Here is a 25,941-nt window from a genome sequence, read left to right as displayed (position 1 = left end):
GGGTAGCGGTACTAATATTAAAATTTTATTTATATGAAAGCGGTAAAAACTTTAGGCCAATTTATCATCGAAAAACAAGCAGAATTTCCATACGCCAAAGGCGAACTATCCAGGTTGCTGAGAGATATAGGCATTGCTGCAAAGGTTGTTAACAGGGAGGTTAACCGGGCGGGATTGGCTGATCTGACCCTCGATAACGGTTCGGTAAACGTACAGGGAGAAAGCCAGAAAAAGCTGGATGTTTTTGCCAATGAACAGTTTATATCGGCCTTACAGCACGGCGGCGAATGTTGTATTGTAGTATCCGAAGAAAGTGATGAATATATTGATATCGACAGTGAGATCTCAAAAAATGCTAAATATATTGTAGCGATAGATCCCCTGGATGGCTCGTCTAACATTGATGTAAATGTGAGCGTGGGCACCATTTTTTCTATTTACCGCAGAACAACAACAGAGGGAAGAGCTACCATTAAAGATGTTTTACAAAGGGGTACCGAGCAGGTAGCCGCGGGATATGTGATTTATGGTTCATCAACCATGCTGGTTTACACTACCGGGAAAGGGGTAAACGGTTTTACGTTAGATCCTTCCCTGGGCGAGTTTTGCCTCTCGCACCCCAAAATGCGGATCCCGGATGATGGTGTCATCTATTCTATAAACGAAGGTTATTATTCCCATTTTCCTGATGGTGTGAAAAAATATATCAAATATTGCCAGGTTGAAGATGTTTCAACAAACAGGCCGTTTAAAGCAAGATATATCGGATCGATGGTGGCCGACCTGCACCGGAATATGATAAAAGGCGGGATCTTTATTTACCCGGCCAACGCAAGCGATCCGAAGGGGAAACTACGTTTAATTTATGAATGTAACCCCATGGCGTTCATTATTGAACAGGCCGGAGGCAGAGCCAGTAACGGATACGAACGTATTTTGGACCTGGAGGTTACAGAACTTCATCAGCGTTCGGGGATCTTCATCGGCTCAAAAAATATGGTGACCAAAGCCGAAGAAATGATGAAGCGCTTTTCGCCAATTACAACCAATGTTGACTATAGTTATATGGAACTGATATAACCTGATCATACATAAAAAATGTGAGCTATTATTTTACTTGGTTAACATGTAAAATAATAGCTCACAGGTATCTTTTTAAAAGATTTCAATCCCTCTTGAGAGTAATAGCCGATGAATTGACAGTTTCCTCCCTTGGGAGGGGTGCGTTAGGATTGTGTGTTGGCAGGGAGGGGTATCTACGCCTTGATAACGATTAGGAATCTCGCCTAAACCCCTCCCTACACCCTCCCGGGGGAGGGAATCGCACATTCCCCCGCTTTTTATTTCTCAATTTAAGGGGTATGAACGCCGCCGCTTGATATTAGGCCACATCAAACCTATCAAGGTTTATTACCTTGGCCCAGGCGGCAACGAAATCTTTTACAAATTTGTCTTGTCCGTCGGCACTTCCGTATACTTCGGCAATAGCTCTTAGTTCGGCATTGGAGCCAAACACAAGGTCGGCGCGGGTTGCTGTCCATTTTATTGCACCGGTAGCACGGTCGCTGCCTTCGTAAAGTTCTCTATCGGCAGCTGTGGCTTTCCAGGCAGTGCCCATATCAAGCAGGTTTACAAAAAAATCGTTGCTAAGCACACCTTCGCGCGTGGTGAATACACCGTGTTTCGATCCGTCAAAATTAATGTTCAATACACGCAGACCACCTAACAATACGGTTAACTCAGGAGCGGTCAGGGTGAGTAGGTGCGCTTTATCAATCAGCAATTCTTCGGTAGAAACAGGATGTTTTGTTTTACGATAATTGCGGAATCCATCGGCTGCCGGCTCAAGGTAACCGAATGATTCTACATCAGTTTCCCCCTGCGAAGCATCGGTACGGCCCGGAGTGAACGGAACGGTGATATGATGACCCCCATCTTTTGCTGCTTTTTCAACGGCAGCACTTCCCGCCAGCGCAATCAGATCGGCCATGGAAACTTTTTTGCCATCGGTTTGAGCGCCGTTAAACTCTTTTTGAATGCCTTCAAGCACACTCAATACTTTTTGCAACTGTGTTGGGTTGTTTACCTGCCAGTACCTTTGCGGGGCCAGGCGAATGCGGCCACCGTTTATACCACCGCGCTTATCAGTACCGCGGAAGGTAGAAGCAGCAGCCCATGTTATTGAAACCAACTCAGATACGCTTAAGCCAGATGCCAATATTTTCGCCTTTAAAGCAACAACGTCGCTTTCAACTATCGGCGCATAATCAGCAGCCGGGATAGGGTCTTGCCAAAGCAATACCTCTTCAGGCACATCGGCACCAAGGTAACGTGCTCTTGGCCCCATATCGCGGTGTGTTAATTTATACCATGCGCGTGCAAAGGCATCAGCAAACTGATCAGGGTTTTCCAGGAATCGCCTTGATATCTTTTCATATGCAGGATCAAACCTTAAAGAAAGATCGGTGGTGAGCATGGTTGGTAAATGCTTTTTCGAAGCACCATAAGCATCGGGGATGATAGCTTCCGCGTTTTTAGCTACCCATTGGTGCGCGCCGGCCGGACTTTTGGTTAATTCCCATTCAAAGCCAAACAGGTTTTCGAAAAAGTTATTGCTCCATTTGGTAGGGGTTGTAGTCCAGGTTACTTCCAGGCCGCTGGTAATAGTATCGGCACCTTTGCCTGAGCCATAACCGTTATGCCAGCCAAAGCCCTGTGCGCCAATGTCAGAAGCTTCGGGCTCTTTCCCCACATTATCTGCAGATGCAGCACCGTGGGTTTTGCCAAAAGTGTGGCCGCCTGCAATTAACGCAACGGTTTCTTCATCATTCATCGCCATACGGCCGAAGGTATCCCGGATATCTTTAGCTGCCATGATAGGATCAGGATTGCCATCGGGGCCTTCAGGGTTTACATAAATCAGGCCCATTTGCACGGCTGCAAGCGGTTTTTCGAGATTGCGTGTATGAATATCGCCATCGGCATCATCGTCCGATACCAGTACACCATGACCTTCCTGCACACCCGGCGAACCATGTGCGTAACGGATATCGCCGCCCAGCCAGGTAGTTTCTGAACCCCAGTATACCGATTCATCTGCTTCCCAGGCATCCTCGCGGCCGCCGGCAAAGCCAAAGGTTTTAAAACCCATTGATTCAAGTGCTATGTTTCCTGTAAGGATCATCAGATCGGCCCATGAAATTTTGCGGCCATATTTTTGTTTAATGGGCCAAAGCAGCCTGCGGGCTTTATCAAGGCTTACGTTATCGGGCCAACTGTTAAGCGGCGCAAAACGTTGCAAGCCTGCTCCGGCACCTCCGCGACCGTCACCTACACGATAGGTACCTGCACTGTGCCAGGCCATGCGGATAAACAAACCACCATAGTGACCAAAATCTGCCGGCCACCAATCCTGCGAGTCGGTCATAAGCGCGTGCAGATCTTTTTTTACAGCTTCAAGGTCGAGGCTTTTAAAGGCTTCGGCATAATTAAAGCCTTCATCCATAGGGTTTGATAATGAAGAGTTCTGCCGAAGGATATTAAGCTTTAGCTGGTTAGGCCACCAATTGTGGTTCCGTGTACCGCCGCCGCCAACATTGTGCTTCATTGTACCGTTGTGAAACGGGCATTTACTGATGTCATTTGATCCGTTTTCCATAATTATAGTTATAAATTGAATAGACTGCTTAAACCGCCGTTGGATATTAAGTTTTATAAAAGTAGGATGTTAATAGCAACAATCACAATCAATTAATTCTATAAGCGGATAGCTAAAAGCTATAACATAGTTAATGATGGCCGGGCTTAAAAAATGGTAAAAAGATGTGATTATATCCGCCAAATTGGATGTGCCGGTAACTGTAACTTATAATCTTTATATTAATTAATAGGTAAAAAACACCTTTTTTACATCCTTCTTGATCTTTTTATTAACGAAATGTTTAGTTTTGCATCAACCCTAAACTTATCAGTATTGAAAAAAATATCCTATCCTGTAACAATAACCCTATCAAGGTCGTCTTCTTGAAATATGAAGATGTTAACGGCCGTGTCCGGTTGATTGGATTAACGATGTGTTTTTGCTGAAAAATTTACGGTATAATTTAAACATACCAGGCAGCGTTTAATGCTGCCTAACGATATTCCCGATAGTTCTTTAATGAGTATTTTCATTGTAAAATACAGTTTTAGTTAAAAAAACAATGTGTTAGCCAGGGATAGCACATTGTTTATTCGCCTTCCGGGCCAGCTCATTTTATCCAGGCACTTTCTCCCAATATTCTTCGAAACTTATAAATGCAAATTCCTTACTGACCATTGATATGCTGCATTCGTTAGCCTTACAGAAATGAATTGTTTATTAAATGTTGCCAGGACGTTTTTTAATTTGTCGGTTACACTTAACTTAGGGCCAGTCAATTCGTCAATAATTACCGTATTAAACCTAAATTAATGAACCTTAAAAAGTGTTTATCCATACTAATCGGAAGTGTATTGCTTAATGCCGGTGCATTTGCCAAAGTGATCATGCCGGGTGTTTTTAGCGATAATATGGTTTTACAGCAAAAAACCATGGCTCGGGTTTGGGGCAAGGCGAATGCGGGTAAAACAGTAGCCATTACCTCTTCATGGAACAATAAAACCTATACAACCATTGCCGATGCTGATGGTAACTGGAAAACGAAGATCAAGACGCCATCGTACGGAGGGCCTTACCAGGTAACTATAACCGACGGCAGCGACCCGGTGGTTTTAAATAATGTACTGATAGGAGAGGTATGGATTTGCTCGGGCCAGTCGAACATGGAAATGCCCGTGGCTGGTTGGGGCCAGGTAAATAACTATAAAGAAGAAATAGCCAACGCAAATTATCCGGAGATCCGTTTGTTACAGGTATCGCAGGCAACGAGCCTTACCCCGCAAACCAATATTAAAGTTGCCAATAACGGCTGGATGGTATGCTCACCTCAAACTATCGGCGAATTTTCGTCGGTAGCTTATTTTTTTGCCAGGGAGATCAATAAACAGGTTAAAATTCCTATCGGCCTCATCAGTTCAAACTGGGGGGGTACTATGATCGAAGCCTGGAGCGATGAAAACACGCTTACTAATAACCCGGTTTTCAGCGCACAGATCAAACAGCAGCAGGAATCTGCTAAAACAGAAACGCCATTAACCTTTGCACAAAAAATGGATGCTTGGAACAAACTTGCCGCCGCTGCTGATTGGGGGTATACCAATAATAACGCGTTTAATCCTGATACTGCCGGCTGGCGGAGCATGTTGCTGCCCCAGTTTTTTGAAAAAGGCGCTTTAGGAGATTTCGATGGCGTTGTTTGGTTCCGTAAAAAGATCATCATTCCTGCAGCCTGGGCCGGGCAGGATGTAAAGATTAGCCTGGGTAAGATAGATGATAATGAAATAACATTTTTTAACGGTGAAAAGATAGGCGCTACGGATGGTTACACACAGTCGCGTAATTACATTATTCCTACTGCAAAGGTAAAGGCCGGGGAGTCGGTGATCACCGTGCGGGTTTTTGACAGCGGTGGCGGTGGCGGTCTGTACGGCGCCGATGAAATGCAATTGGTATCAGCATCGGGTGAAAAGATCTCCTTAGCCGGTACCTGGGATTATAAAGTTGGTTTTAATATAAAAAGCCTGCCGCCAATGCCTGTTGCCAATAACCCGAACCGGTTGGCTGTGTTGTATAATGCGATGATCAATCCGCTTACACCTATGGCTATCCGTGGTGCTATCTGGTACCAGGGCGAAGCCAATACAGGCAGGTCGGGCCAGTATAAAGAATTATTTGAGGGCATGATAAACGGCTGGCGCACCATTTGGAACGAGGGCAATTTTCCGTTTTATTTTGTACAGTTAGCTAACTGGCAAAAACGTGAAGCCGACCCCGTTGCATCAGGATGGGCAGAGTTGCGGGAGGCTCAAACCCAAACACTTGAACTGCCTAACACTGGCATGGCCGTAGCTGCCGATCTGGGCGAAGCTGATAATATCCACCCAAAAAATAAACAGGAAGTTGGCCGGAGGCTGGCATTGGTCGCGCTTGATAAAACCTATCATAAAAAACAGCCCTATTCCGGGCCGATGTACAAATCACAAAAAATCGAGGGTGATAAAATTGAATTAAGCTTTAATTATACCGATGGCGGTTTAAAAGCACAGGGAGGCGACAATATGCAGGGTTTTGCCATAGCCGGTGAAGATATGAAGTTTCATTGGGCTACCGCTGTTATAAAAGGCGATAAGGTTATAGTGAGCAGCCCGGATGTTACAAACCCGGTTGCCGTAAGGTACGCCTGGGCCAATAACCCGGTAAGTTCGTTGTACAATGGCGTCGGATTACCGGCTTCGCCTTTCCGCACGGATAATTGGGCAGGGAAGTAAATAACAGAGTATAACGTAACCATCTTCTAAAATCCAGACTTACGAAGTTTCTAAAATTTCGTAAGTCTTCAACTGTTCTATTACTTACAACAATGGTCTCGGATCAAATATTACCCTGATGGAGTTTATCTTACCATCAACCACATGATACCACCCGCAGCTGAATATGGTGGTGCGGTCCATATCAATATCATAAAAGATACATACATCATCGCCATCGCTAAACACACGTTTAATATCATATTTTAGCTTCATGTGCTGCATATCAGTAAAATAGGCATCGGCACCGTCGCGCTGGCCAAGTACGCCTACAAATTTCAAGTCGTCTGCCACGCAATTGTGGGCCTCTGCAAAATTTTCTTCGTTTAATGCTTTTATGAAGGAAAGCACCACGTCATTGGCGCTGCCAACTGTTGCACCTGCTTCTGTTGTCATAGGAATGGTTATTTAAGGTTACAAAATGATTTAATATAACCATCAATAATTATTCCCTTACTTATCCATTCAGTAATAATTCTTAAATTTATTAGGATGAAAAAGCATTTCGTAATTAAACTCACCGGCAACCGCCCAACGTTTCCTAACGATATGACCGATGACGAACGCGTTATTATGCAAGCTCATTCCGAATATCTGAAAGGGAAAATGAAAGAAGGCCTGGTGCTTATTTTTGGCCCGGTTTTCGACCCGAAAGGCGTTTATGGCCTTGGCATCCTTACAGTTGATGACGAGGCTCAGGTGCACGAAATTATTGCCAATGATCCGGCCAATGTTTTAGGTACTTATGAAGTGGCGTTGATGATGGCCTGGATATCGGCTTAGTTTTAAGTTAACAAGAAAGCCGCCCGGTAATGCAGGCGGCCTAAAATCAAAACAACAAAATTAAAAAGGATTAATCGAGTGGTGGCTGAAGTTGGGTAGTTACACCAATGCGGTTCCAGGCATTGATGGTTATGATAGCCATAATCACTTGTGCCAGGTATTTTTCGTCAAACAATTCTGCGGCTTTTTTATAGGTTTCGTCAGATACGCGGCCGGCGATCAGGGTTACTTCTTCGGTAAGGGCTAATATTGCACGTTCCTGCTCATCAAAGAAAGGTGCTTCGTGCCAAACACTGATGTTATAGATGCGGCGTTCGGTTTCGCCGGCTTTGCGTGCATCTGTAGTGTGCATATCCACGCAGTAAGCACAGCCATTAATTTGTGAAGCGCGGATCTTGATCAGATCTTTATGACGGGTGGTTAACTCAGTGCTTTCGATGTATTTTTCAAGGGCAAACATGGCCCTGTATGCAGCCGGTTCGGCGATGTTTATTTTTAAGCGATTCATGTTTTTTTCTTTTTTGTTAATACAAAATTGGGGATAAACATGGCCTCAAAAAATGAACTGAGTTTAAGAAAATCAGATTTTTTTAGCCCTGAGCCGGCTCAAAAACTGCGGGGTAAAGCCTAAATAGGATGCCAGCATGTATTGGGGCACCCGCTGAACAAAAGCTGGAAACAAACCGGTGAAATGGCGATAACGCTCCTCATCGTTTTGATTAAAGATATAACCTATGCGGCGCTGTGATGCAATGAAAGCTTTTTGCATCATGATCCGGAAATAACCTTCCATCTGCGGAACCGCTTCAAATAATGCTATACGGTTCTTTTCGGTAAGCAACAGCATTTCTGAAGCTTCGATGGTTTGAATGTAAGTAGTAGCCGGCTGATGGTTGAGCAAACTATCCTGATCGGCAATCCACCAATTTTCCAGGCCAAACTGGATGATCTGCTCATTAAGCTTATTGTTAACAAAGTACTGCCTTACAAGCCCTTTGAGTACAAAATAATTACCTGCACAATGTTTGCCCGGTTCTAAAATGAGCTCTTTCTTTTTAAACTTCTTTAATTCAAAATGCCGGCAAATAGTTTCCTCGTCGGCCAGTGACAACTGAACATATCGTTTAACATGGCTGATTAGTTCGGGATACATAGATCAGGTATGAATTAGCAGGAGCAAATTTGTCAAATTAGGTTTGAATTGCGCGAATTAAACTTATATCTCATAAAAAATAAATGCTGTTTATATAAAAGCCCCCATTATTTATGCGCTGATATGTTTCCATATCGTCCAATGTTCATTGGCTAAATTTCTAATCTGATGCTGAACTAATGACAACTTCAGTTCTTGATAGTTTTGGTGATAATAGGTTGATAGTTTTACTATTCTTTCGTTTCCGGAAATTAGGTATAAATATTCACCAGCATTTTTCTTATAGGATACTGCATAGGTCAAAAAGCCTTCTATATCGCTTATTTTATAAACTTTTTTTAAGCCAAATCCAAAACCAGCGAACCCTGATTACTGTGTCACCATCAATAACTATTTTATGGGCTTTATGATTTAGTTGATACCCTATCAAACTACAGATAGTCCAGTTAAATATCATATAAGGAAATGAAGGGGCTTACCGTGAGCAAAAAGAATATCGAAATTAATGAAAATATAAATAAACATCAGACAGCTCAAAAACAGGCACATCAGTATAAGGAATTTAGGCCAAAATTTGAACTTAGATCTCATTTGTCTAATACATCATCAATAAACTTTACCTGCGCCATCAAGTTCTGCCTTTTCCTCATACCCTAAATTTAAATCGTCTTCAGTTTTTTGCTTTGTTGGGCGCAGATAAATAAAGTAGGCTATGATAGCTCCGGATATGCCCAAAAAAATCAGGTTGCCGGTTAGCATGAAGCTCACAATAGCAAAAAGGGAAGGCCCCTCTAATAAAGCAAACCTCACGATCAAGGCAGATTGATAAGCAGCGAGTTTAGTCTTCAACGGACTTTGGCCGTCAATTTTGTTCACCAATGTTTTAAATAATATGTTGCTTACGGCAAGACCAGTAAAGGCCATTATGGGTACAACATAAATGAACACGTTATCACGCTGCCCAGTAGTGGTTTTGTTAGTTATCATGAAAGTTACTGCGGCAAACATAATTTGTCCGGCGATCAGAGCCAGGTGGATTATTGATATAGTTTTCAGGAAGGTATTGGGGCTTTGAACTACCGGCTGTTTATTCATCATGTTAAGGTTGGTTATCTTGAGGCAATATAAATAATAGAAATGATTTGAAGGTTATTTGTGATGGAATAATATCAATTGAAGAATTGTACTTTTTGAATCATATAAGTCATATAGCACCCCGATAATGGCATTTTTGCCCCTCTTCGCCAGGCCACATTAGGCTTAACTTTATACTAAACAAAAACATACTATCATGACAACTAAAGAAATTGTACAGCAGGTTATCGACGCTTTTGATAATAATGACGTTGAAAAGATCCTAAGTTTTTTTGCCGACGACGTAAAATGGACTATGAAAGGCTCATCCGTAACTATTATGAACGGGAAGAATGAAGTGGAGCAATTTTTAGGCGGAATGGAAGACGTGAAAATGGTGTCATCAACCAAGGAGCATATTATTGTGGACGGCAACACTGCGGCTGTCGATGGCCTTGTTCGGTGCAAAGACAAAGATGGCAAAGACATGGCTATGTACTATGCGGATATATATGAACTTGAAAATGACAAGGTAAAAAAAATTACCTCGTACATAGTTGACAAAAAGGAATAGATTGTTTTTGAGGTGAAAGGAAAAAGGTTAAAGGCGAAGGGTTTTGACTTCTGCTATCTAAACTTCTTCGAGCGTTAGCAGGTTATCGATACCCGACTTATCTGCTAACGACTTAAGGTGTTTTTTGCCGTTTTCGGGTTTTACTATAGTAAGATAGGTTTTGCCCCGCTCGGTGCTCACATAAAAAGCCTGGCTGTTGACTTCGATACGGGCTATGGCTTCGGCAACGGAGATCACTACTCTTGGTCTGTCTAACGATTCATAATAACCGATGTGGGTTATTTGCTCATGTGTGCTTGATGCTTTGGGTTTATCAATACAGTTTACCTGGTAGCTTGCCATAAAATATTAGTGTGGTATGGGTAAAGATAGGGTTTATTAGATAAGATACCGAAGCTAATAAATATTGGGAGGTAGAACCTGTTTAGTCACCCCACTTGCTAAGTTTATGCAGGCATGGTGACGGCTTGTCCTATGGGATCCTGAAACAAGTTCAGGATGACGGTTACGTTTGTTTTATTTTAAAAACCTTACTTTTGCCCCTCATCAATCCCGGTAAATTGTACTCAAAAGAACAGGCAACTCAACTAAAACAGGCGTTCTGGACAGCGTTTGGGCAATACCTCAAACCCCAGCTTTCGGCCGATGGCCTGCGCACTAACTGGGTTAATTATAAAACTGGTATCAAGCACCTGTACTTTAAAATGGAAGCTGATAAAAAGTCTGCCTTTATAGCTATTGAAATGAGCCATCCCGATGCTGATATCCAACAATTGATGTTTGATCAGTTTGTTGAGCTAAAGAATGTCCTGAACAGCCAGCTTGATGAAGAATGGGACTGGGAGTTGCATACTACCGATGAGTATGGTAAAACAGTGAGCCGCATTATTAAAACCCTACCCGGCGTAAGTGTATTTAACCAGCAGGACTGGCCTGCGCTGATCTCTTTCTTTAAACCAAGAATTATCGCGCTTGATGAGTTTTGGAGCATAGCGCAGTATAGTTTTGATTTGTTCAGGTAGATCGAATAAATTTCCTGAACGGATATGGTGAAAAACTTACGAAGTTTTAAAAACTTCGTAAGTTTAAGAGTGCAATAAGAAAAATCTTTAAACCATGTGTGCCACATCATCACCGGCTGCCAAAAAGCAATGGTTAACTGTGTCGATAACATCGCTCAAATTAAAGGGCTTGGCAATAAAAGCATCGGAACCATAGCTGCCTAATGATTCCAGCACACGCGGGTAGGCCGATACCATCACCACCGGGATATGCGCCGTGGCCGGGTTTGTTTTTAGCATGTGGCAAAGTTCGCCACCGTTTATACCGAACAAAATGTAATCCAAAATTACAAGGTCGGCGTTAGCTGATAGGGCCGCCTTGCATATGTCATCAGTATAGTTCAGTACCTCAACTTCATAGTGCTCCATTTCCAGAGCTTCTTTCATCACTTCCAAAATATCCTCGCTATCATCGAGGATCAATATTTTTTTTGACATAATTAATAATTGGTAAAGAAGATAACGCGGGGAACGTTTCTTTTGTTTTCAAAGTTATATCCAATTATTGTAACAATCAAGCAACAACCTGTAGCTCTTAAATATATAATATTTAAAGCTTTAAACCATCTACCAGGCTATATACTGACGCTAAAACTATATCAAGATTTGCAGGCGAATCTGTCACTTTCGATATCATGATGCCACCCTCAATAAGCGCTATCATGCTTAAGGCAGTTTCTGTAATGTTAATGTCGGCCTTGAGCTCACCGGCCTCTATACCTGCTTTGATGAGGTTTTCGATGCCCGTTTTCCAACGGATCACCGCCCTGGCGGCTTTATCTTTCAGCAATGGGTTGGTGTCGTCGGCATCAACAGCTGTATTCAGAATAGGGCAGCCGCCGGGAATAAAATCACCCCGCGTAAAACTGTGGTATACCTGGGCATAAACCAATAATTTGTCATGGTAGCTGGTGGCCCGTTGAATCCGCTCCTGGATCTGTTTGCGCACCTTGCCCGAGTTATATTCAAATACTTCGGCAGCTACTTCTTCCTTATTTTTAAAGTTACCGTAAATACTGCCCTTGGTGAGCCCGGTAGCCTCGGTAAGATCGGAAAGGGATGTGCCGGCATACCCCTTTTTATTAAATACGGGTGAGGTACGCTCAATAATGAATTGACGTGTACGTTCAGCTTTTGACAATTCGTTTTCCATAATGCAAATATACCAATTGGTATTAATTAGTGGTCATTTATGATAACAACAGGACGGGCTTGTTTTTTACGGTTGATAACAAGGAACAAGAGCGGCATAGCCAGTAAAAATATCAAACCCGAAAACAGGTAGGCATCCAGATAGCTTAATAAAAATGATTGTCTGTTAATGGTGCTGTCAATAACTGCTATAGCTTTATTATGCGCGTCAAATGATGTAAATCCTTTGCTGCCAAAGTAATTAGTAAGCTTTGCGATACGTGCTGTGGTTTGATCATTGAAAATATTAATATTAGATAACAGGTCATTGCGGTGCAATCCGAAACGTTGGGCTACATAAGTGTTGATAACGGCGATACCAAACGAACCTCCTAACTGCCGCATCATGTTATTTAAAGCAGTTCCCTGTGGAATGTCTTTAGGTTCGAGCCCCGATACAGCTAAAGCTGTAAGCGGAACGGTCAATAAGGCAATACCCATGGCACGGTAAATAAGCGGACCAACCAAATCGCCAGGTGCTGCCTCCAGGTTCATGCGCGACATTTGCCAGGTAAAGGTGATAAAGATGATGAAACCGGCGGTGATAATAATTAATGGCGATACGCCTTTTTTTAACAATGTGGCCGAAAATAACAAGCCCACAATGGCCAGAACCGCACCCGGTAACAGAATAAGCCCGGTGATGGTAGGCGGGAACAGAAGCACCCTTTGAGCAAGAACAGGCGTAAGGAATACAGACGTAAACAGGCCAAAACCGGTCACAAACGTCAATATAGCCGCTACCGCGAGCGACTTGCTTCGCAACACCCTAAGATCGATAACAGGGTTAGGCGTTGTAAGCTCCCACCAAATGAAAGTACTGAGACTGATAACAGCAATTATAGTAAGCACGATGATATAACCTGCCGAAAACCAGTCGTCCGTTTCGCCGCGTTCCAATACGGTTTGGAGGGAGCCTATGCCGATGACGAGCAGGAGGATGCCCCACCAGTCTACACTTTTTACTTTGGCTTTGATCTCCGGTTCAGTGACCAGCAATAAACTGGATATAGTTACAGCAATACCGATAGGGATGTTGATGTAAAAGATCCATGGCCAACTATAATTTTCGGTAATGAACCCACCCAGAGTAGGGCCAATAGTCGGGCCTAAAAACACACCCACGCCAAACAGCGCGCTGGCTATGCCCACGCGTTCCTTGCCGTAAACCTCAAATACAATAGCCTGAGATACTGACAACAGCGCGCCGCCACCGATGCCCTGCAAAAAGCGAAAAGCAACCAGTGTCCATATGTTTGACGCGAGTCCGCACATGGCCGAAAAGAAAGTGAACGCGATGATAGACCCGATATAATAATTACGCCGGCCAAGCTTGGTGGTTAAAAAACTGGTCATTGGTATTACGATGATGTTGGCAATGGCATAAGCTGTAATAACCCAGGAAGTATCTTCGAGTGTGGCGCCAAGGTTACCGCTCATGTGCGAGAGGGCAACATTTACTATGGAGGTGTCTATCAGTTCCATGATAGCAGCAGCTATTACGGTAATGATAAGGATGCTTTTTTTCATTGAAGTATGAGATTTGGAACTAATAATTATCCTAAAAAATACCAATCGGTATTTTTTAGGATAAAAAAATTAAGCCAGAGAATTATCTCTGGTGAAGAGCTTTCAATGCTTCGGCTGGGTTTGACAGGAACAAGCGGTAGAATGGTTCGGTGCCACCAACGCGGATCTCGTAGTTGTCGGCTTCAAAACCGGATACAAATTCATCGGCAACTTGCGAAGCCGGGATCCCATTATGACCGCCAATCTCTGCCGAAAATTCGGTGTCAACCAATGGAGGCATCAACTCAAATACTTTAACATTGGTGTTTTCCAAAGCTGCCCTCAATGAAATGGTATAAGAGTGCAAGGCAGCTTTAGTTGCCGAATAGGTAGCAGTTTGCTTGCCAGGCAAAAAAGCAACTATTGACGATACGTTAACAATGGCGGCATCGCTTTGCTGTTGTAAAACAGGAAGCAATTTTTCGTTAAGGCGGATTACTGAAATATAGTTGGTAAACATTTCAGTTTGCGCGTTTTCAAAAACATTAGGTGTGGTAAGCAGGTCATTGATTGAAGCTGCACCGGCGTTATTGATCACCACATTTAGCTGAGGGAAATCTTTTTTCACTTTTGCGGTTAGTGCCTCTACATCATCTGCATTTGAGATATCTGCTTTAATAGCGGTTACATTTTGTAATTGAGCGGCTGCTTTCTCCAAACGTTCCTGGTTGCGGCCAATGATAATTACATGGTTATTTTTAGCTGATAGTTGTTTTGCAATTTCAAAACCTATGCCGGCACTGCCGCCGGTTATCAATACTGTATTTTGTGAAGTTTTCATGTTGTTATGTGTCCTTTAGTTTTGACAATACAAAAATATACCAATCGGTATATTTTTGTATCATATATTTGTCATTGTTGTAAATTGTTGATTTTTAGAGTAAAAGTATGGGGCTTAGTAAGTTAAGTTCTTGCGCTCGTTTGTAACGAGTGCTTAAAATGGTTTGGCGATTGCATTGCCAGTTGCGTTACAAACGCAAACCCATGTTACACACTCGTTACAAACGAGCGCGAGATAAGGTTTTTAGGGGGGAGAGTTGGGGGGGATGCAAATGAAAAGCGTCATTGCAGAGGTACGAAGCAATCCCAAACAGTACAGGTTATTAAGTATATTTTTCTGATAAATTTCATAACATGGGCGTTGCCTGCGGCCCGGGCTTTCCGTTGCAAGTCCTCGCCTTTCCTGCCCGCAACTTCTCTACGCGCTGTGGACTTTACACTGCAATCCCTAACGCGGCCCACGCGCAACACCGCTAAAATATATTTTACATGTCATTACGTTTTTTTCAGGGCTTCCCTGATGGTTACTCGCAATGACGTTACTTTTAGGTCGCTTTTAAAAGATCTTTAAGAAAGTATAAACACCGATAAACTTCTTGGCCCATGAGCCCCTATAACCAACGACTGTTCAATATCTGCAGTTTTTGAAGGGCCGGAAATAAACGAGCCATAGCCGTAATCAGCATCGCCAATAGTTTGATAAGCCTGCGCCATAGTAGGTACAAAATCATCTTTGCTAATCACTACCGCCAAATGCTGGGCAATAAAAGGTAGTACGCGGCTGCCCATATCTTTTTCGGTAAGCCAAAGGGCTCCATTTTCGGCAACGCCAAGTTGGGTGCGGAGTACGGTCAACTCTACATCGGCAAAAGTGTGACCGTCTTCGTGCTTTACAGTTTCGGCGTAAATATAATCGCTCAGTTCGTTAAGGGCGGATATGATCTTAACGCCGGCTTTAAATTCATTATTAATGATGGTTTTGATCTCGTCAAAGCCACTAACCTCATAAACAAAGCTGCCGCCTGCTGTCGCGATGGCTTTGTATTTTGATACCAGATCAGTTCTGACATCGGTTAGCTTATTCAGCACTTCCATATCTGGCAGCGGCATAGCAGCGGGCTGATTAAATTTTACAGCAGCTAATATTTTTTCCCGGCTCATGAGTTTTTTGCTCCTTTCCTTTTGGCATACCACTCGCCAAACGATTCATCGGGTGCTTTTGGCATTTCGCGTTGATTGTACCATGGGTTTAATTTATTGTTTACCGCAAATGGGACATATTTAAACACCAGTCGCCCGGTTTTGCCTCCCATGCGGTATAAAGTTGGCGATGCCAGCGTCAATGCCATGGCCTTCACGGCCATAGTTTTGGCTTTGGGCGAATATCCTTCCTTCACAATCACCTGCCGCCATTTATACAGCTGGTCATGAATATCTATCTTAACCGGGCACACGTTGCTGCACGAACCGCAAAGGGTAGAGGCAAATGGCAGGTCGGCATATTTTTTCATGTCGAGGTTAGGGGCCAGGATGGATCCTATTGGCCCGGCAACGGCGGTATGATAGCTGTGACCGCCACTTTTGCGATAAACCGGGCAGGTATTCATACAAGCCCCGCAACGGATACATTTCAACGAGTTGCGGAACTCCTCGCGACCCAGCTGAATGCTGCGCCCGTTATCAACAATAACAATATGAATTTCGGTGCCTTCCTGCGGTTTGCTGAAATGGCTCGAGTAAGTGGTAATAGGCTGTCCGGTAGCACTGCGGGTAAGCAGGCGCAGAAACACACCAAGATGTTTCCTTTCTGGAATAAGCTTTTCGATGCCCATTGATGCGATATGGATCTCGGCTAAATGCGCTCCCATATCGGCGTTACCCTCATTGGTACAGATCACGAACTCACCTGTTTCGGCCACTGCGAAATTAACACCGGTAAGTGCTGCGCGACGGGTTAAAAATACCTCGCGCAAATGTTGACGGGCAGTTTCAGTCAATATTTTAGGATCTGATTCGCCTTTGGCCGAACCTAAATGTTCGTGGAAAATATCACCTATCTCTTCCTTTTTTTTGTGGATACAAGGCAGCACAATATGGCTTGGCGGTTCATTGGCCAACTGTACAATGCGCTCTCCGAGATCGGAGTCAATTACATCAATGCCCTGCTCTTTCAGGTATTCATTTAAATGGCATTCCTCGGTAAGCATCGATTTGCTTTTTACCATTTTGGTAATGCCTTTTTGTTCAAGCAGGCCGTGTACAATTTGGTTATGTTCTGTGGCGTCGGCCGCCCAGTGTACTATGATCCCATTTTTGGTGGCATTGGCCTCAAACTGCTCCAGGTAGGTGCTCAGGTTTGAGAGTACGTTGAATTTTATTTGGGATGCCGTTTCGCGCAGCAATTCCCATTCGGGGAGTTTATGAGCGGCAATATCCCGTTTGGCACGTACCCACCATAGGGTTTCATCATGCCAGTTTACACGGGGCTCATCGCGGTTAAATTCGGCAGCTAAATGCGGGTGATCTTTGGTAGTAGCGGTACTCATTACAGGCTGTTGTTTAAAATTTCGGCTACGTGAATTACTTTAACATCGCTGTTTTGGCGACGCAGGATGCCCTCAAGGTGCATCAGGCACGAAAGATCGGCCGAGGTAATATATTGCGCCCCGTGCGATATATGATCAGCTACACGGTCTTTCCCCATTTTGGCCGATACCGCCTCCTCAACCACACAAAACGTTCCTCCAAAACCGCAGCAATCATCCTGGCGGCTAAGTTGTACCAGTTCCAGGCCATTCACCAGATCCAGTAACTGGGCCGGTTTGCTGAATGGTTCGGCAACAAGCTCACTCATTTGGGCTATGCGTAAACCACGCAAACCATGGCAGCTCTGGTGTAAACCAACTTTGTATGGGAAACTGGCCGAAAGCTGTTTAACTCTCAATATATCAACCAAAAACTCGGTAAGCTCATAAACTTTTTTGCGGATCTCTGTTGCCTGTTCCTCTTTTCCATCGGCATGTAAATGCTCTTTGATGTGCAGGGTACAACTTCCCGACGGACAAACGACATAATCGTATCCCGAAAAATTATCGACAAATAGATTATTGCAGCCGCCGGTTAAATGCTCATAGCCCGAATTGGCCATTGGCTGCCCGCAGCAGGTTTGATTTTTAGGGTAGTGAACCTCACAGCCAAGTTTCTCCAGTAACTCCAGCGTAGCAATGGCCGCTTTTGGATAAAACTGGTCAACATAGCAAGGAACAAACAAGGCAATTCTCATCGTTTATACGTTTACTTTATTGGTTAAAGCAATATTAGCGTTTATAATTTGCACAACTATCCCCTGGTATCCTGCCGGCAAATTAAACGGTTATATACTACCACCGAAAGTACAGCTAAGTGTGATACGAGTTTTCAATTTTATTTGCAAAATGCTGACGTTTATTTGCAAGTTGTCTGAACCTGGATTTGGGGGGATTTTTGGAAGACAGGATTTTGTCTGAACCGGGATTTGGGGGGATTTTTCGGAAGACAGGATTTGTCTGAACCTGAATTTATTGAATTTAAAGAAATGACAGAATCTTTTTACGGGATGAATTAACAGGCTAAATTCAATAAATTCTTTTAATTCGAGTTCAAACAAAAAGTAAAATCCTATAAATCCCTTAATCCTAAAAATCCCGGTTCAGAATATGGGCGTTACCTCCGGCCAGGCTTTCCGCTCATACGCCTGCAGGCCTTATGCGCATTGGCCGGTATCCGCTACAATCCTTAACGCGAAATGTGGGTTCAATTATAAATTCGTTGGTAACACTCCCCCTTTAGGGGGCCGGGGGGCGAACTACTGCACATACGCCAGCTTCACATCCTTATAAGCCGGTTTCTGCAATTGTTTTTTTAAACCTTTGAAACTTTCGGTAGGGCCTTGTGCGGCAAACATGTTAATAAGCCATGCAGGTACAGATCCTCCGGGATCAAGGTGCAGGGTGTACACAATACTTACATGGGAGCTATCAACAGGAGTAATAATCCACTTGCCGGTTGAATTTTCCACCCTTACAATGCCATCTTTCGCGGGTACCATGTTTGAGATAACCGGAGCGTCAATAGTGACAACTTTGGTTTTAGGGTCCTGTGTAACCTTTAAATGCGCTACGAAATCGCGGTTATGCACCGGCCATGGTATGTTTACTTCCGAGTAATAATAAATATCTGATGGCGACACCTGCTTAATAATGGTAGCCGATTTGGTGTGATAAACCCACTCGCTGCAGGTTTTAATATCCATAAGCACAGCTACCAACTGAGCAGCAGTGGCATTAAATGTGCATTCTACTTTTATGGCTTTGATTTTTGAATTTGCAATATGACGGGTGTAAACCTTGATGCCGTCTTTGTCGGTGCTTAATGACCATGGCTCTTCAGGGCCTGCCATGGCAAATTTGGCAACAAATAATAAAAATACGATAGTAAGTATCCTGCGCATGGTGTATCAGTGATTGTAAATAAGGTGTGACAAATTTATATACAAAAACAGGCCGGGGTTGCCCCGGCCTGTCAGTAAATGGTCATTTGATATGCGCAGATATTAAAATATGAAAATACTATGGCATTTGCGGTGATATTATTTTACCTCGAACACATAGCTGCCCGCATTTATTTTATACAACGCAGGGTTGTTGATTGCTTTGCCCGCAAGATAAACTTTACCAGCCGGGAAGCTAATTGTTGCACTTGAGTTTGCAGGCACGCTTACTTTATAAGTTACACTGCTACCGGTGCGTTGCCACGATGAAACAATGTTACCATAAGGCCCTTTATGCGTAGCAGCAAACTCATTTAAACCCGGTACAAAATGAGGCTGAAACAACACATTTTTAAAGCCGGGATGTTCAGGATCAGGGTGGATACCTGCAATACCTTTGTACAGCCATGCACCAATTTCACCAAACATAATGTGGTTGAGGGAAATATCAGATTTGGCATCTATTTGCCAGTTTTCATATAGTGTGGTAGCGCCGTTAACCATCCACCATCCCCATGATGGGAATGTTTCCTGTGATGCTATTTTGTAAGCCACATCCGGGTAACCGTTATCGCTTAGCGCACTTAAAATGGCTTTAGCACCTAATATCCCCACATCCAGATGGAAATTATCAGCTTCAACACGTTTGGCCAGGTTAGCTGCAACTTTGCTTTTCATGTTTTCGGGCGCAATACCCCAGTAAAGCGGCACGCTTAGTTCTGTTTGCAAGCCGTTGCCGTAAAGGCCAGTTGTAGTATCTAAATATTTAGCATTGATGGCGGTCCTGATCTTATTGGCCAATGCCGAATATTTTACATAATCGACCTGTTTGCCTAATATTTTGGCTGCTTTAGCCAGTATGCTGGCATCGGTATAATAATAAACAGACGAAGTAAGCTCAACAGGCGAAACCGATTTTACCGGCACCCAGTCGCCCAGGCCCCAGGTTGTCAAGCCGGTTGGGTAAAGCTGGTCGATGTGGTTTACGTATTTTTCGATAGCTGTGTAGCTATCGGCCAGCAGTTTGCTATCGCCATAAAACAGATAAATATTGTACGGTATAATGGCGATGGTGCTTGTCCAGTCGGGGCCGTTTCCCCATTCATAGCCCCAGCCACCAGTTGGGACAATGGATGGCAGTACGCCGTTAGGCTGTTGTTCATCGCGATGATCGGCCAGCCATTTTTCGTAAACAGTAATACCGTCGAAGTTATACAAGCCGGTTTCGCTGGCAATGTGTGCATCACCGGTCCAGCCGTTCTTTTCGCGCTGAGGGCAATCTGTAGGATAGCCGAACAGGTTGCTCAAATAGCTATTGTTGGTGGCAGTCCAGATTTGGTTAATGGTATGGTTTGATGCTTTAACGGTACCGATTGGCTCCACATCGCTGTGCATAAAAAACGCTTTGATGTTTTCTTTGCCGATTTGAATAGGCTTGCTGCTGCTCACCTCAATATATTGGAAACCTTTGTAGTTAAAGCGAGGGGAGAAAGTTTCTTCGCCCTTGCCGCCTAAAATGAAAATATCGGTCTGGAATGGATCTTTATCATCAGTAGGGCGGTAATGCAGATCGATGTTTGATTGATCAACATGTCCGTTTTTGTTCAATCTTTCTGCATGTTTAAGACGGATCACCGTGCCTGAATCTCCCTTAACAGTAATTTGGCTTACGCCCGAAATATTTCGGCCCATATCAAACACCCAAACATCGCTGTCAATTTTGGTAACGCTTTTGGTGCTGATGGTATCAACCGCACGGATAGGCTGCATAGCTTGCGATACAATGTTCATGGATGGGGCCGAACGGTTAATGACTGGCTTCCATTTGCTGTCGTCAAAGTTGGCGGTGTTCCAACCCGGTTGTTCCAGCCTGCCATCGTAATGCTCGGCAGTATAAATGCTGTTGAAAATTACAGGGCTAAGTGAGGTTTTCCAGTCGGTGCCGGATTTTATGGTTTCAACCGTACCATCGGTATACGTGATGCGCAAATCCATACAAAACGTCGGGCGACCGCGCCATGGTGCCTGGTGAAAAAACCAAACAGCCGTACTTTGATGGTTATACCAGCCATTGCCCAGCAACACGCCCACTGCGTTTTTACCGCTTTGCAGCTGCGCGGTAACATCATATGAAACGTAAAGCGTGCGCCTGTCGAACCGGGTATACATTGGGTCGAGGCGGTGATTGCCGATTTTTTTTCCGTTGAGATATAATTCATATAAACCAGCCACAGCAATATAAGCCCTCGCCGAGCGGATTGGCTTAGCTACTTTAAATGTATTGCGGAAATAGGGAGCCGGGTTAACAGCTATACCTTTGTTATCGCTTATCCATGAGCCCTTCCAGTTTTGCATGCCCATCATGCCGGTTTCAAAACTGTTTATAGCTGATGGGGCAAGCTTTTTACCTGCCCGGTCCCAAAGCTGAACCTTCCAGAAATACTTAGTAAAAGGTTTTAGTTGTTGGCCACTATAAATAACAAGATTATTTGACGAAGCAATTTTGGTGGTGGCCCACGCGTTGCCTTTACTTGTAACAACGGCAACTGAATCTGTACCAACAAACAACTGGTAAGCACTTTGAGCTGCTCCCTGTGCTTTATCATTCATGAGCCAGGTTAAGCGGGGATGTGTATTATCGATACCTATCGGGTTTACAAGATACTCACTTTTAAGACCTGTAGCCCCTTGCGTCTGGGCTTGTATTTTTGAAAAAAAGAAAAATAATAAAACAATGCAGAGCAATGGCTTACATAGAGGGTGTTTCATGTGGTTAAGATAGCGGTTTATACAATATTGGCCAAAGCCTATGATATGTTGTCACAATCAACAATGTTAACCGGATAGATTGAGATTGGCATCCTGAACTGTCTGAACCGTTGATTATTTGATTACGTTGATTTTTTGTCTGAACTCGAATTTATTGAATTGAGAAATTAACAGAATGATTAGCAAATTCGAAAAATTCATTAATACAATAAATTGGAGTTCAGACAATCTGCGTTGCGCTTGTATCCACCAAATCCTGGTTCAGACAAAAAATCCTGTTAATCCTTAAATCCCATAAATCATGGTTCAGATAATTTATACATTTGCACCATGAGCAAGCTATGGCAAAAAACTACCAACGTTAACGAACTGGTTGAAAACTTTACTGTTGGTCGCGACCGCGAATTTGATGAGCAAATGGCTGCGTTTGATGTTTTGGGGTCACTGGCCCATACCCGCATGCTGCAAAGCGTTGGGCTGATGGACAGCACCGACCTTGAGCTTGTTCAGCGCGAGTTGAAAAACATTTATGCAGATATTGCCAAAGGCGGTTTCCGTATTGACGAGCATGTGGAAGATGTACACTCGCAGGTTGAGTTGCTGCTTACGCAACGTATTGGCGATGCCGGTAAAAAGATTCACAGCGGCCGTTCACGTAACGACCAGGTTCTGGTCGACCTAAAGCTTTTCTTCCGTCACCAGTTGCAGGAAGTTGTTGAAAGCACCGAAACTTTGTTCCGCCAGTTAATTGAACTGAGTGAAAAACACAAAGATGTTTTATTGCCGGGTTATACCCATTTGCAGGTGGCCATGCCATCATCATTTGGCTTATGGTTTGGCGCCTATGCCGAAAGTTTGGTTGATGACCTTGAACTGGTTTTGGCTGCTTACCGCATTACCAATAAAAATCCGCTGGGTTCGGCTGCCGGTTATGGCTCGTCGTTTCCACTTAATCGTACTTTAACTACACAGCTTTTAGGTTTTGATAACCTTAATTATAACGTTGTTTACGCACAAATGGGCCGTGGTAAAACCGAACGGATCATTGCACAGGCCATATCAACCATAGCAGCGACGTTGGCTAAAATGGCGATGGATCAAACCTTGTACCTGAGCCAGAATTTTTCATTTGTAAGTTACCCGGACGCATTAACTACCGGCAGCAGCATTATGCCGCATAAAAAGAACCCCGATGTTTGGGAAATTATGCGCGGCAAATGTAACCGCCTGCAAGCACTGCCTACCGATGTAGCCATGATGACTACTAATTTACCATCAGGATATCACCGCGAGCTTCAATTACTGAAAGAATTGCTGTTTCCTGCTTTTGCCGATTTGAAACACTGCCTGCAAATGGCAACCTTCATGCTGCAAAATATAACCATAAAAACGGACATTTTGGATGATGCCAAATACGCTTACCTGTTTAGTGTTGAGGAAGTGAACCGTTTAACCTTAAGCGGCACGCCATTCCGTGATGCTTACAAGCAGGTTGGTTTGGCTATTGAAGCAGGCAACTTTAATCCTGATAAAACGGTGAACCATACCCACGAGGGTAGCATTGGTAACCTTGGTAACGAGCAGATTGCTGCCTCATTTGATAGGCTGATCAATAATTTTGATTTCGGAAAAGTAGAGCAGGCAATAAAAGGACTGGTTGAATAGTTATCTTAGTAGCGGGAAACTCTTAAATTCCTGATACTAAACCTATGAAGAAGCCTTATTGCCTCATTCTGTTGATACTTATTAGCTTATTTTCGTGTAAACGCAATAACGGTGTAACTATCAAAGGCGACATACGGGGCCTTAAAAGTAAGTGGGTTTATTATAAGCCCGTTTTTCCACAGATGGTCCGACCTTCAGACTCCGCTAAAGTTACAGATGGAAAATTTGAATTTAACTTTCAGTCGGATACTGCTTTTTTTGCTAACCTTGTTTCTATAAGTTATCTGGATGAAAAAGGGGTCAGGAAACCTATAGCTGTTGCTAACCCTTATGAGCCCGCAAAGAACCACTCCAAGTATACTGATTTCGTATTGGGGCCAGGATTGACAACCATAACCGGCGATTTTTCTAAAAATACAGGCGCTGTACTGAATGGTGGTACGCAGACCGATTTTTATCTCAGGAATATCACGTTACCTTTCATTCAGATGAGCGAAGACGGCGCCGTTAGAAATAAACAGGCAGCACGGATCGAAAGAATAATTAAGCGGGCGCCTGACGCATATTGGACTTTATATGCATTTAATAATCTTAGATTTTACTTTAATCACAAAGAGTTGAAAAGCTTCTACGCAATGTTTGGCAATGAAGCAAAATCATCATATTATGGCAGACGACTTAAACTATTTATAGATAATCAACCTTTAAACCAAAATCAATTCGTCAATAGTATTTTCGCCGATCAGGAAGCAAAACCGGTTACCCTGATAGATAATACGAAAAAGTTGAACATGGTGATATTCTGGGCAAGCTGGTGCGGGCCATGCAAGCGGGAAATTCCATCATTAAGAAGAATAACAGAGAAGTTTAGTAAAGATGATGTGAGATTTGTAAGTGTATCATTAGATGCGAAAAAAGAGAATTGGCTACAGGCACTGAAAAAAGAAAATATGCTATGGCAGCAACTAATCATACCTCAACAAGAATATGCAAAGGCTCAGGCAAAATACAATTTAGGCTTTATCCCACAAGTATACCTTGTAAACAACAAAAATGTGATTGTAAAAAAAATTGATGGCTTTGACAATGGCAACGAAGAACGTGTTAAAACTTTTATAGCCGATTATCTTGCGAAAAATTGATATTTGCCTGGTTTTTTCGATAAGACTATTGTCGATCTAATCAATCGGTGAAATCAAATCAATCAGACAAAATCAAGAAAATAAAAATCAGCGAAATCAACGTAATCAAAACAATCAACGGTCATGAACGGACAAAACAGAAGCGATATATATCCCGGCCTTGAGGTTGACATCATACTAAAAAAAGATCAGCGTACCGGTACGCTTACCCGCGGCTTCGTAAAACGATTGTTAACCAGCGCAGCCTACCATTCGCGCGGAATAAAAGTGCAGTTGGATGACGGGCAGATAGGCCGTGTAGCCTGGATTGTTGAGGAAGACGATTTTTAGTATCTTCATTTAATCTACATCAAACATTATCATATTTATGGTGTAGCTTAAATTGTATGCCTCAAAAAGCCAAAGCCAAAACAAAAGTTTTTTTTAGTCTTGATGCCCATCACCGCCTCCTGATCTCATTAGGGGCCGCAGCAATAACACTGTTTTTATCCTGGGCGCGTTTTTCGGCGCCAACGGTTGCTTTGGTAACCTGGATAGCATTTGGTTTATGCATCATTATTATGGATTGGATCATTATTCTGACGGCCAACCCCGCCGAAATCCGTAAAATAGCCAGTATCGAAGACTCAAGCCGCACGCTAATATTTTTGTTTGTGATAGTATCATCAATGATGAGTTTGCTGGCAATAGTGTTCCTGTTGTTATCCACAAAAAACCAGTCAGATGCGGTTGTGACGGCACGGGTTTTATTGGCCATGGCATCGGTTATTGTTTCATGGTGGCTGGTACACACTATATTCACCTTGCGTTACGCCCATATGTATTATACTACAGATCCCGATGATGATAAAAAACTCAAATATCTCGGCGGTCTTGAATTTCCGGGTGATGAAAAAGAGCCGGATTACCTCGATTTTGTATACTTTTCGTTTGTAGTAGGCATGACCTTCCAGGTATCTGACGTGGAGATCTCCGCACGCTCTATCCGCAGGCTGGCCTGGCTGCACGGGTTGATTTCTTTTGCGTTTAATACAGCTATCGTGGCATTGAGCATTAATGTGATATCGGGGATGATATCGAAATAAGGGTAAATAAATAAAAATAGGGTGTCATGCTGAGTGTTTAAATCCGTGGCCTCTGAAGGTGAAATGACATCTGCGTCACGTCATTGCTGTAGGAATGAAGCAATCCCCGACAGACTGGTA

The 25,941-nt window shown here is 43.4% G+C and carries 24 protein-coding genes; 9 read left to right on the top strand and 15 right to left on the bottom strand.

Annotated elements, in window-relative coordinates; genetic code table 11:
* Positions 1-33 precede the first annotated feature (33 nt).
* Positions 34-1,080 (top strand): class 1 fructose-bisphosphatase, encoded by a 1,047-nt coding sequence (gene fbp / locus BLP33_RS11380; protein WP_090527950.1) that lies wholly within the window; start codon positions 34-36, stop codon positions 1,078-1,080.
* A 301-nt stretch (positions 1,081-1,381) separates the two neighbouring features.
* Here the strand turns inward: fbp and katG are convergent, their stop codons facing one another.
* Positions 1,382-3,658 carry a catalase/peroxidase HPI gene (gene katG / locus BLP33_RS11375; RefSeq protein ID WP_090527946.1) on the bottom strand — a complete coding sequence of 759 codons (2,277 nt, stop codon included), beginning with the start codon at positions 3,656-3,658 and terminating at the stop codon, positions 1,382-1,384.
* Between the two features lie 794 nt (positions 3,659-4,452).
* Between katG and BLP33_RS11370 the strand changes: the two genes are divergently transcribed.
* Positions 4,453-6,408, top strand: a complete 1,956-nt coding sequence (locus BLP33_RS11370) for a sialate O-acetylesterase (RefSeq protein ID WP_090527943.1) — start codon at positions 4,453-4,455, stop codon at positions 6,406-6,408.
* An 84-nt stretch (positions 6,409-6,492) separates the two neighbouring features.
* Here BLP33_RS11370 and BLP33_RS11365 read toward each other — a convergent pair whose 3' ends face one another.
* Positions 6,493-6,843, bottom strand: coding sequence for a nuclear transport factor 2 family protein (locus BLP33_RS11365; protein ID WP_090527940.1), 351 nt, complete (start codon positions 6,841-6,843; stop codon positions 6,493-6,495).
* 96 nt (positions 6,844-6,939) lie between these two features.
* Between BLP33_RS11365 and BLP33_RS11360 the strand changes: the two genes are divergently transcribed.
* Complete coding sequence (locus BLP33_RS11360) at positions 6,940-7,230, top strand: YciI family protein (protein WP_090527937.1); 291 nt, start codon at positions 6,940-6,942, stop codon at positions 7,228-7,230.
* A gap of 70 nt (positions 7,231-7,300) precedes the next feature.
* Here BLP33_RS11360 and BLP33_RS11355 read toward each other — a convergent pair whose 3' ends face one another.
* The 3 genes from BLP33_RS11355 to BLP33_RS11345 form a co-directional block, all read right to left on the bottom strand.
* A complete protein-coding gene (locus BLP33_RS11355) occupies positions 7,301-7,738 on the bottom strand; it encodes a carboxymuconolactone decarboxylase family protein (RefSeq protein ID WP_090527934.1) in 438 nt (145 codons plus the stop codon).
* Between the two features lie 72 nt (positions 7,739-7,810).
* Complete coding sequence (locus BLP33_RS11350) at positions 7,811-8,383, bottom strand: Crp/Fnr family transcriptional regulator (protein WP_090527932.1); 573 nt, start codon at positions 8,381-8,383, stop codon at positions 7,811-7,813.
* A 606-nt stretch (positions 8,384-8,989) separates the two neighbouring features.
* Complete coding sequence (locus tag BLP33_RS11345; protein WP_139159976.1) at positions 8,990-9,481, bottom strand: hypothetical protein; 492 nt, start codon at positions 9,479-9,481, stop codon at positions 8,990-8,992.
* 193 nt (positions 9,482-9,674) lie between these two features.
* Here BLP33_RS11345 and BLP33_RS11340 point away from each other — a divergent pair, with 193 nt between their 5' ends.
* Entirely contained in the window at positions 9,675-10,031 is a 357-nt protein-coding gene (locus tag BLP33_RS11340) for a nuclear transport factor 2 family protein (RefSeq protein WP_090527926.1), read from the top strand.
* A 57-nt stretch (positions 10,032-10,088) separates the two neighbouring features.
* Here BLP33_RS11340 and BLP33_RS11335 read toward each other — a convergent pair whose 3' ends face one another.
* Complete coding sequence (locus BLP33_RS11335) at positions 10,089-10,373, bottom strand: DUF3892 domain-containing protein (protein WP_090527923.1); 285 nt, start codon at positions 10,371-10,373, stop codon at positions 10,089-10,091.
* A 194-nt stretch (positions 10,374-10,567) separates the two neighbouring features.
* On the opposite strand from BLP33_RS11335, the gene BLP33_RS11330 reads away from it, so the two are divergent.
* Positions 10,568-11,053, top strand: coding sequence for a DUF4268 domain-containing protein (locus BLP33_RS11330; RefSeq protein ID WP_254780106.1), 486 nt, complete (start codon positions 10,568-10,570; stop codon positions 11,051-11,053).
* 87 nt (positions 11,054-11,140) lie between these two features.
* On the opposite strand, the gene BLP33_RS11325 is transcribed toward BLP33_RS11330, so the two are convergent.
* The 9 genes from BLP33_RS11325 to BLP33_RS11285 form a co-directional block, all read right to left on the bottom strand.
* Complete coding sequence (locus BLP33_RS11325) at positions 11,141-11,530, bottom strand: response regulator (protein WP_090527920.1); 390 nt, start codon at positions 11,528-11,530, stop codon at positions 11,141-11,143.
* Between the two features lie 112 nt (positions 11,531-11,642).
* A complete protein-coding gene (locus tag BLP33_RS11320; protein WP_090527917.1) occupies positions 11,643-12,245 on the bottom strand; it encodes a TetR/AcrR family transcriptional regulator in 603 nt (200 codons plus the stop codon).
* Positions 12,246-12,271: 26 nt separating this feature from the next.
* Positions 12,272-13,813: a DHA2 family efflux MFS transporter permease subunit gene (locus BLP33_RS11315; RefSeq protein ID WP_090527914.1), complete on the bottom strand. Its 1,542-nt coding sequence runs from the start codon at positions 13,811-13,813 to the stop codon at positions 12,272-12,274.
* Between the two features lie 82 nt (positions 13,814-13,895).
* Positions 13,896-14,633, bottom strand: a complete 738-nt coding sequence (locus BLP33_RS11310) for an SDR family oxidoreductase (RefSeq protein ID WP_090527911.1) — start codon at positions 14,631-14,633, stop codon at positions 13,896-13,898.
* A gap of 566 nt (positions 14,634-15,199) precedes the next feature.
* A complete protein-coding gene (locus tag BLP33_RS11305; RefSeq protein ID WP_090527908.1) occupies positions 15,200-15,793 on the bottom strand; it encodes a LutC/YkgG family protein in 594 nt (197 codons plus the stop codon).
* Positions 15,790-17,178, bottom strand: a complete 1,389-nt coding sequence (locus BLP33_RS11300; RefSeq protein ID WP_090527907.1) for a lactate utilization protein B — start codon at positions 17,176-17,178, stop codon at positions 15,790-15,792. Before BLP33_RS11300 ends, BLP33_RS11305 begins: the two co-directional genes overlap by 4 nt.
* On the bottom strand, positions 17,178-17,915 hold the full coding sequence (locus BLP33_RS11295; protein ID WP_090527904.1) for a (Fe-S)-binding protein: 738 nt from the start codon (positions 17,913-17,915) through the stop codon (positions 17,178-17,180). Before BLP33_RS11295 ends, BLP33_RS11300 begins: the two co-directional genes overlap by 1 nt.
* A 561-nt stretch (positions 17,916-18,476) precedes the next feature.
* Positions 18,477-19,121, bottom strand: a complete 645-nt coding sequence (locus tag BLP33_RS11290; RefSeq protein ID WP_090527900.1) for an START domain-containing protein — start codon at positions 19,119-19,121, stop codon at positions 18,477-18,479.
* 138 nt (positions 19,122-19,259) lie between these two features.
* Positions 19,260-21,929 (bottom strand): alpha-L-rhamnosidase, encoded by a 2,670-nt coding sequence (locus BLP33_RS11285; RefSeq protein WP_090527897.1) that lies wholly within the window; start codon positions 21,927-21,929, stop codon positions 19,260-19,262.
* Positions 21,930-22,259: 330 nt separating this feature from the next.
* Between BLP33_RS11285 and argH the strand changes: the two genes are divergently transcribed.
* The 4 genes from argH (at position 22,260) to BLP33_RS11265 (ending at position 25,821) form a co-directional block, all read left to right on the top strand.
* Positions 22,260-23,594 (top strand): argininosuccinate lyase, encoded by a 1,335-nt coding sequence (argH, locus tag BLP33_RS11280; protein ID WP_090527894.1) that lies wholly within the window; start codon positions 22,260-22,262, stop codon positions 23,592-23,594.
* Between the two features lie 44 nt (positions 23,595-23,638).
* Positions 23,639-24,736 carry a TlpA disulfide reductase family protein gene (locus tag BLP33_RS11275; RefSeq protein ID WP_090527892.1) on the top strand — a complete coding sequence of 366 codons (1,098 nt, stop codon included), beginning with the start codon at positions 23,639-23,641 and terminating at the stop codon, positions 24,734-24,736.
* 123 nt (positions 24,737-24,859) lie between these two features.
* The gene (locus tag BLP33_RS11270) at positions 24,860-25,066 is read left to right on the top strand and encodes a YwbE family protein (RefSeq protein WP_090527890.1); all 207 of its coding nucleotides are present in this window, start codon (positions 24,860-24,862) and stop codon (positions 25,064-25,066) included.
* Positions 25,067-25,122: 56 nt separating this feature from the next.
* Positions 25,123-25,821 carry a DUF1345 domain-containing protein gene (locus BLP33_RS11265; RefSeq protein WP_090527887.1) on the top strand — a complete coding sequence of 233 codons (699 nt, stop codon included), beginning with the start codon at positions 25,123-25,125 and terminating at the stop codon, positions 25,819-25,821.
* The last annotated feature ends 120 nt before the right edge of the window (positions 25,822-25,941 follow it).

The sequence above is a fragment of the Mucilaginibacter sp. NFR10 genome (assembly GCF_900100445.1).
In the GTDB taxonomy this organism is placed as follows: Bacteria; Bacteroidota; Bacteroidia; order Sphingobacteriales; family Sphingobacteriaceae; genus Mucilaginibacter; species Mucilaginibacter rubeus.
This window is presented reverse-complemented; position numbering and strand designations above follow the sequence as displayed.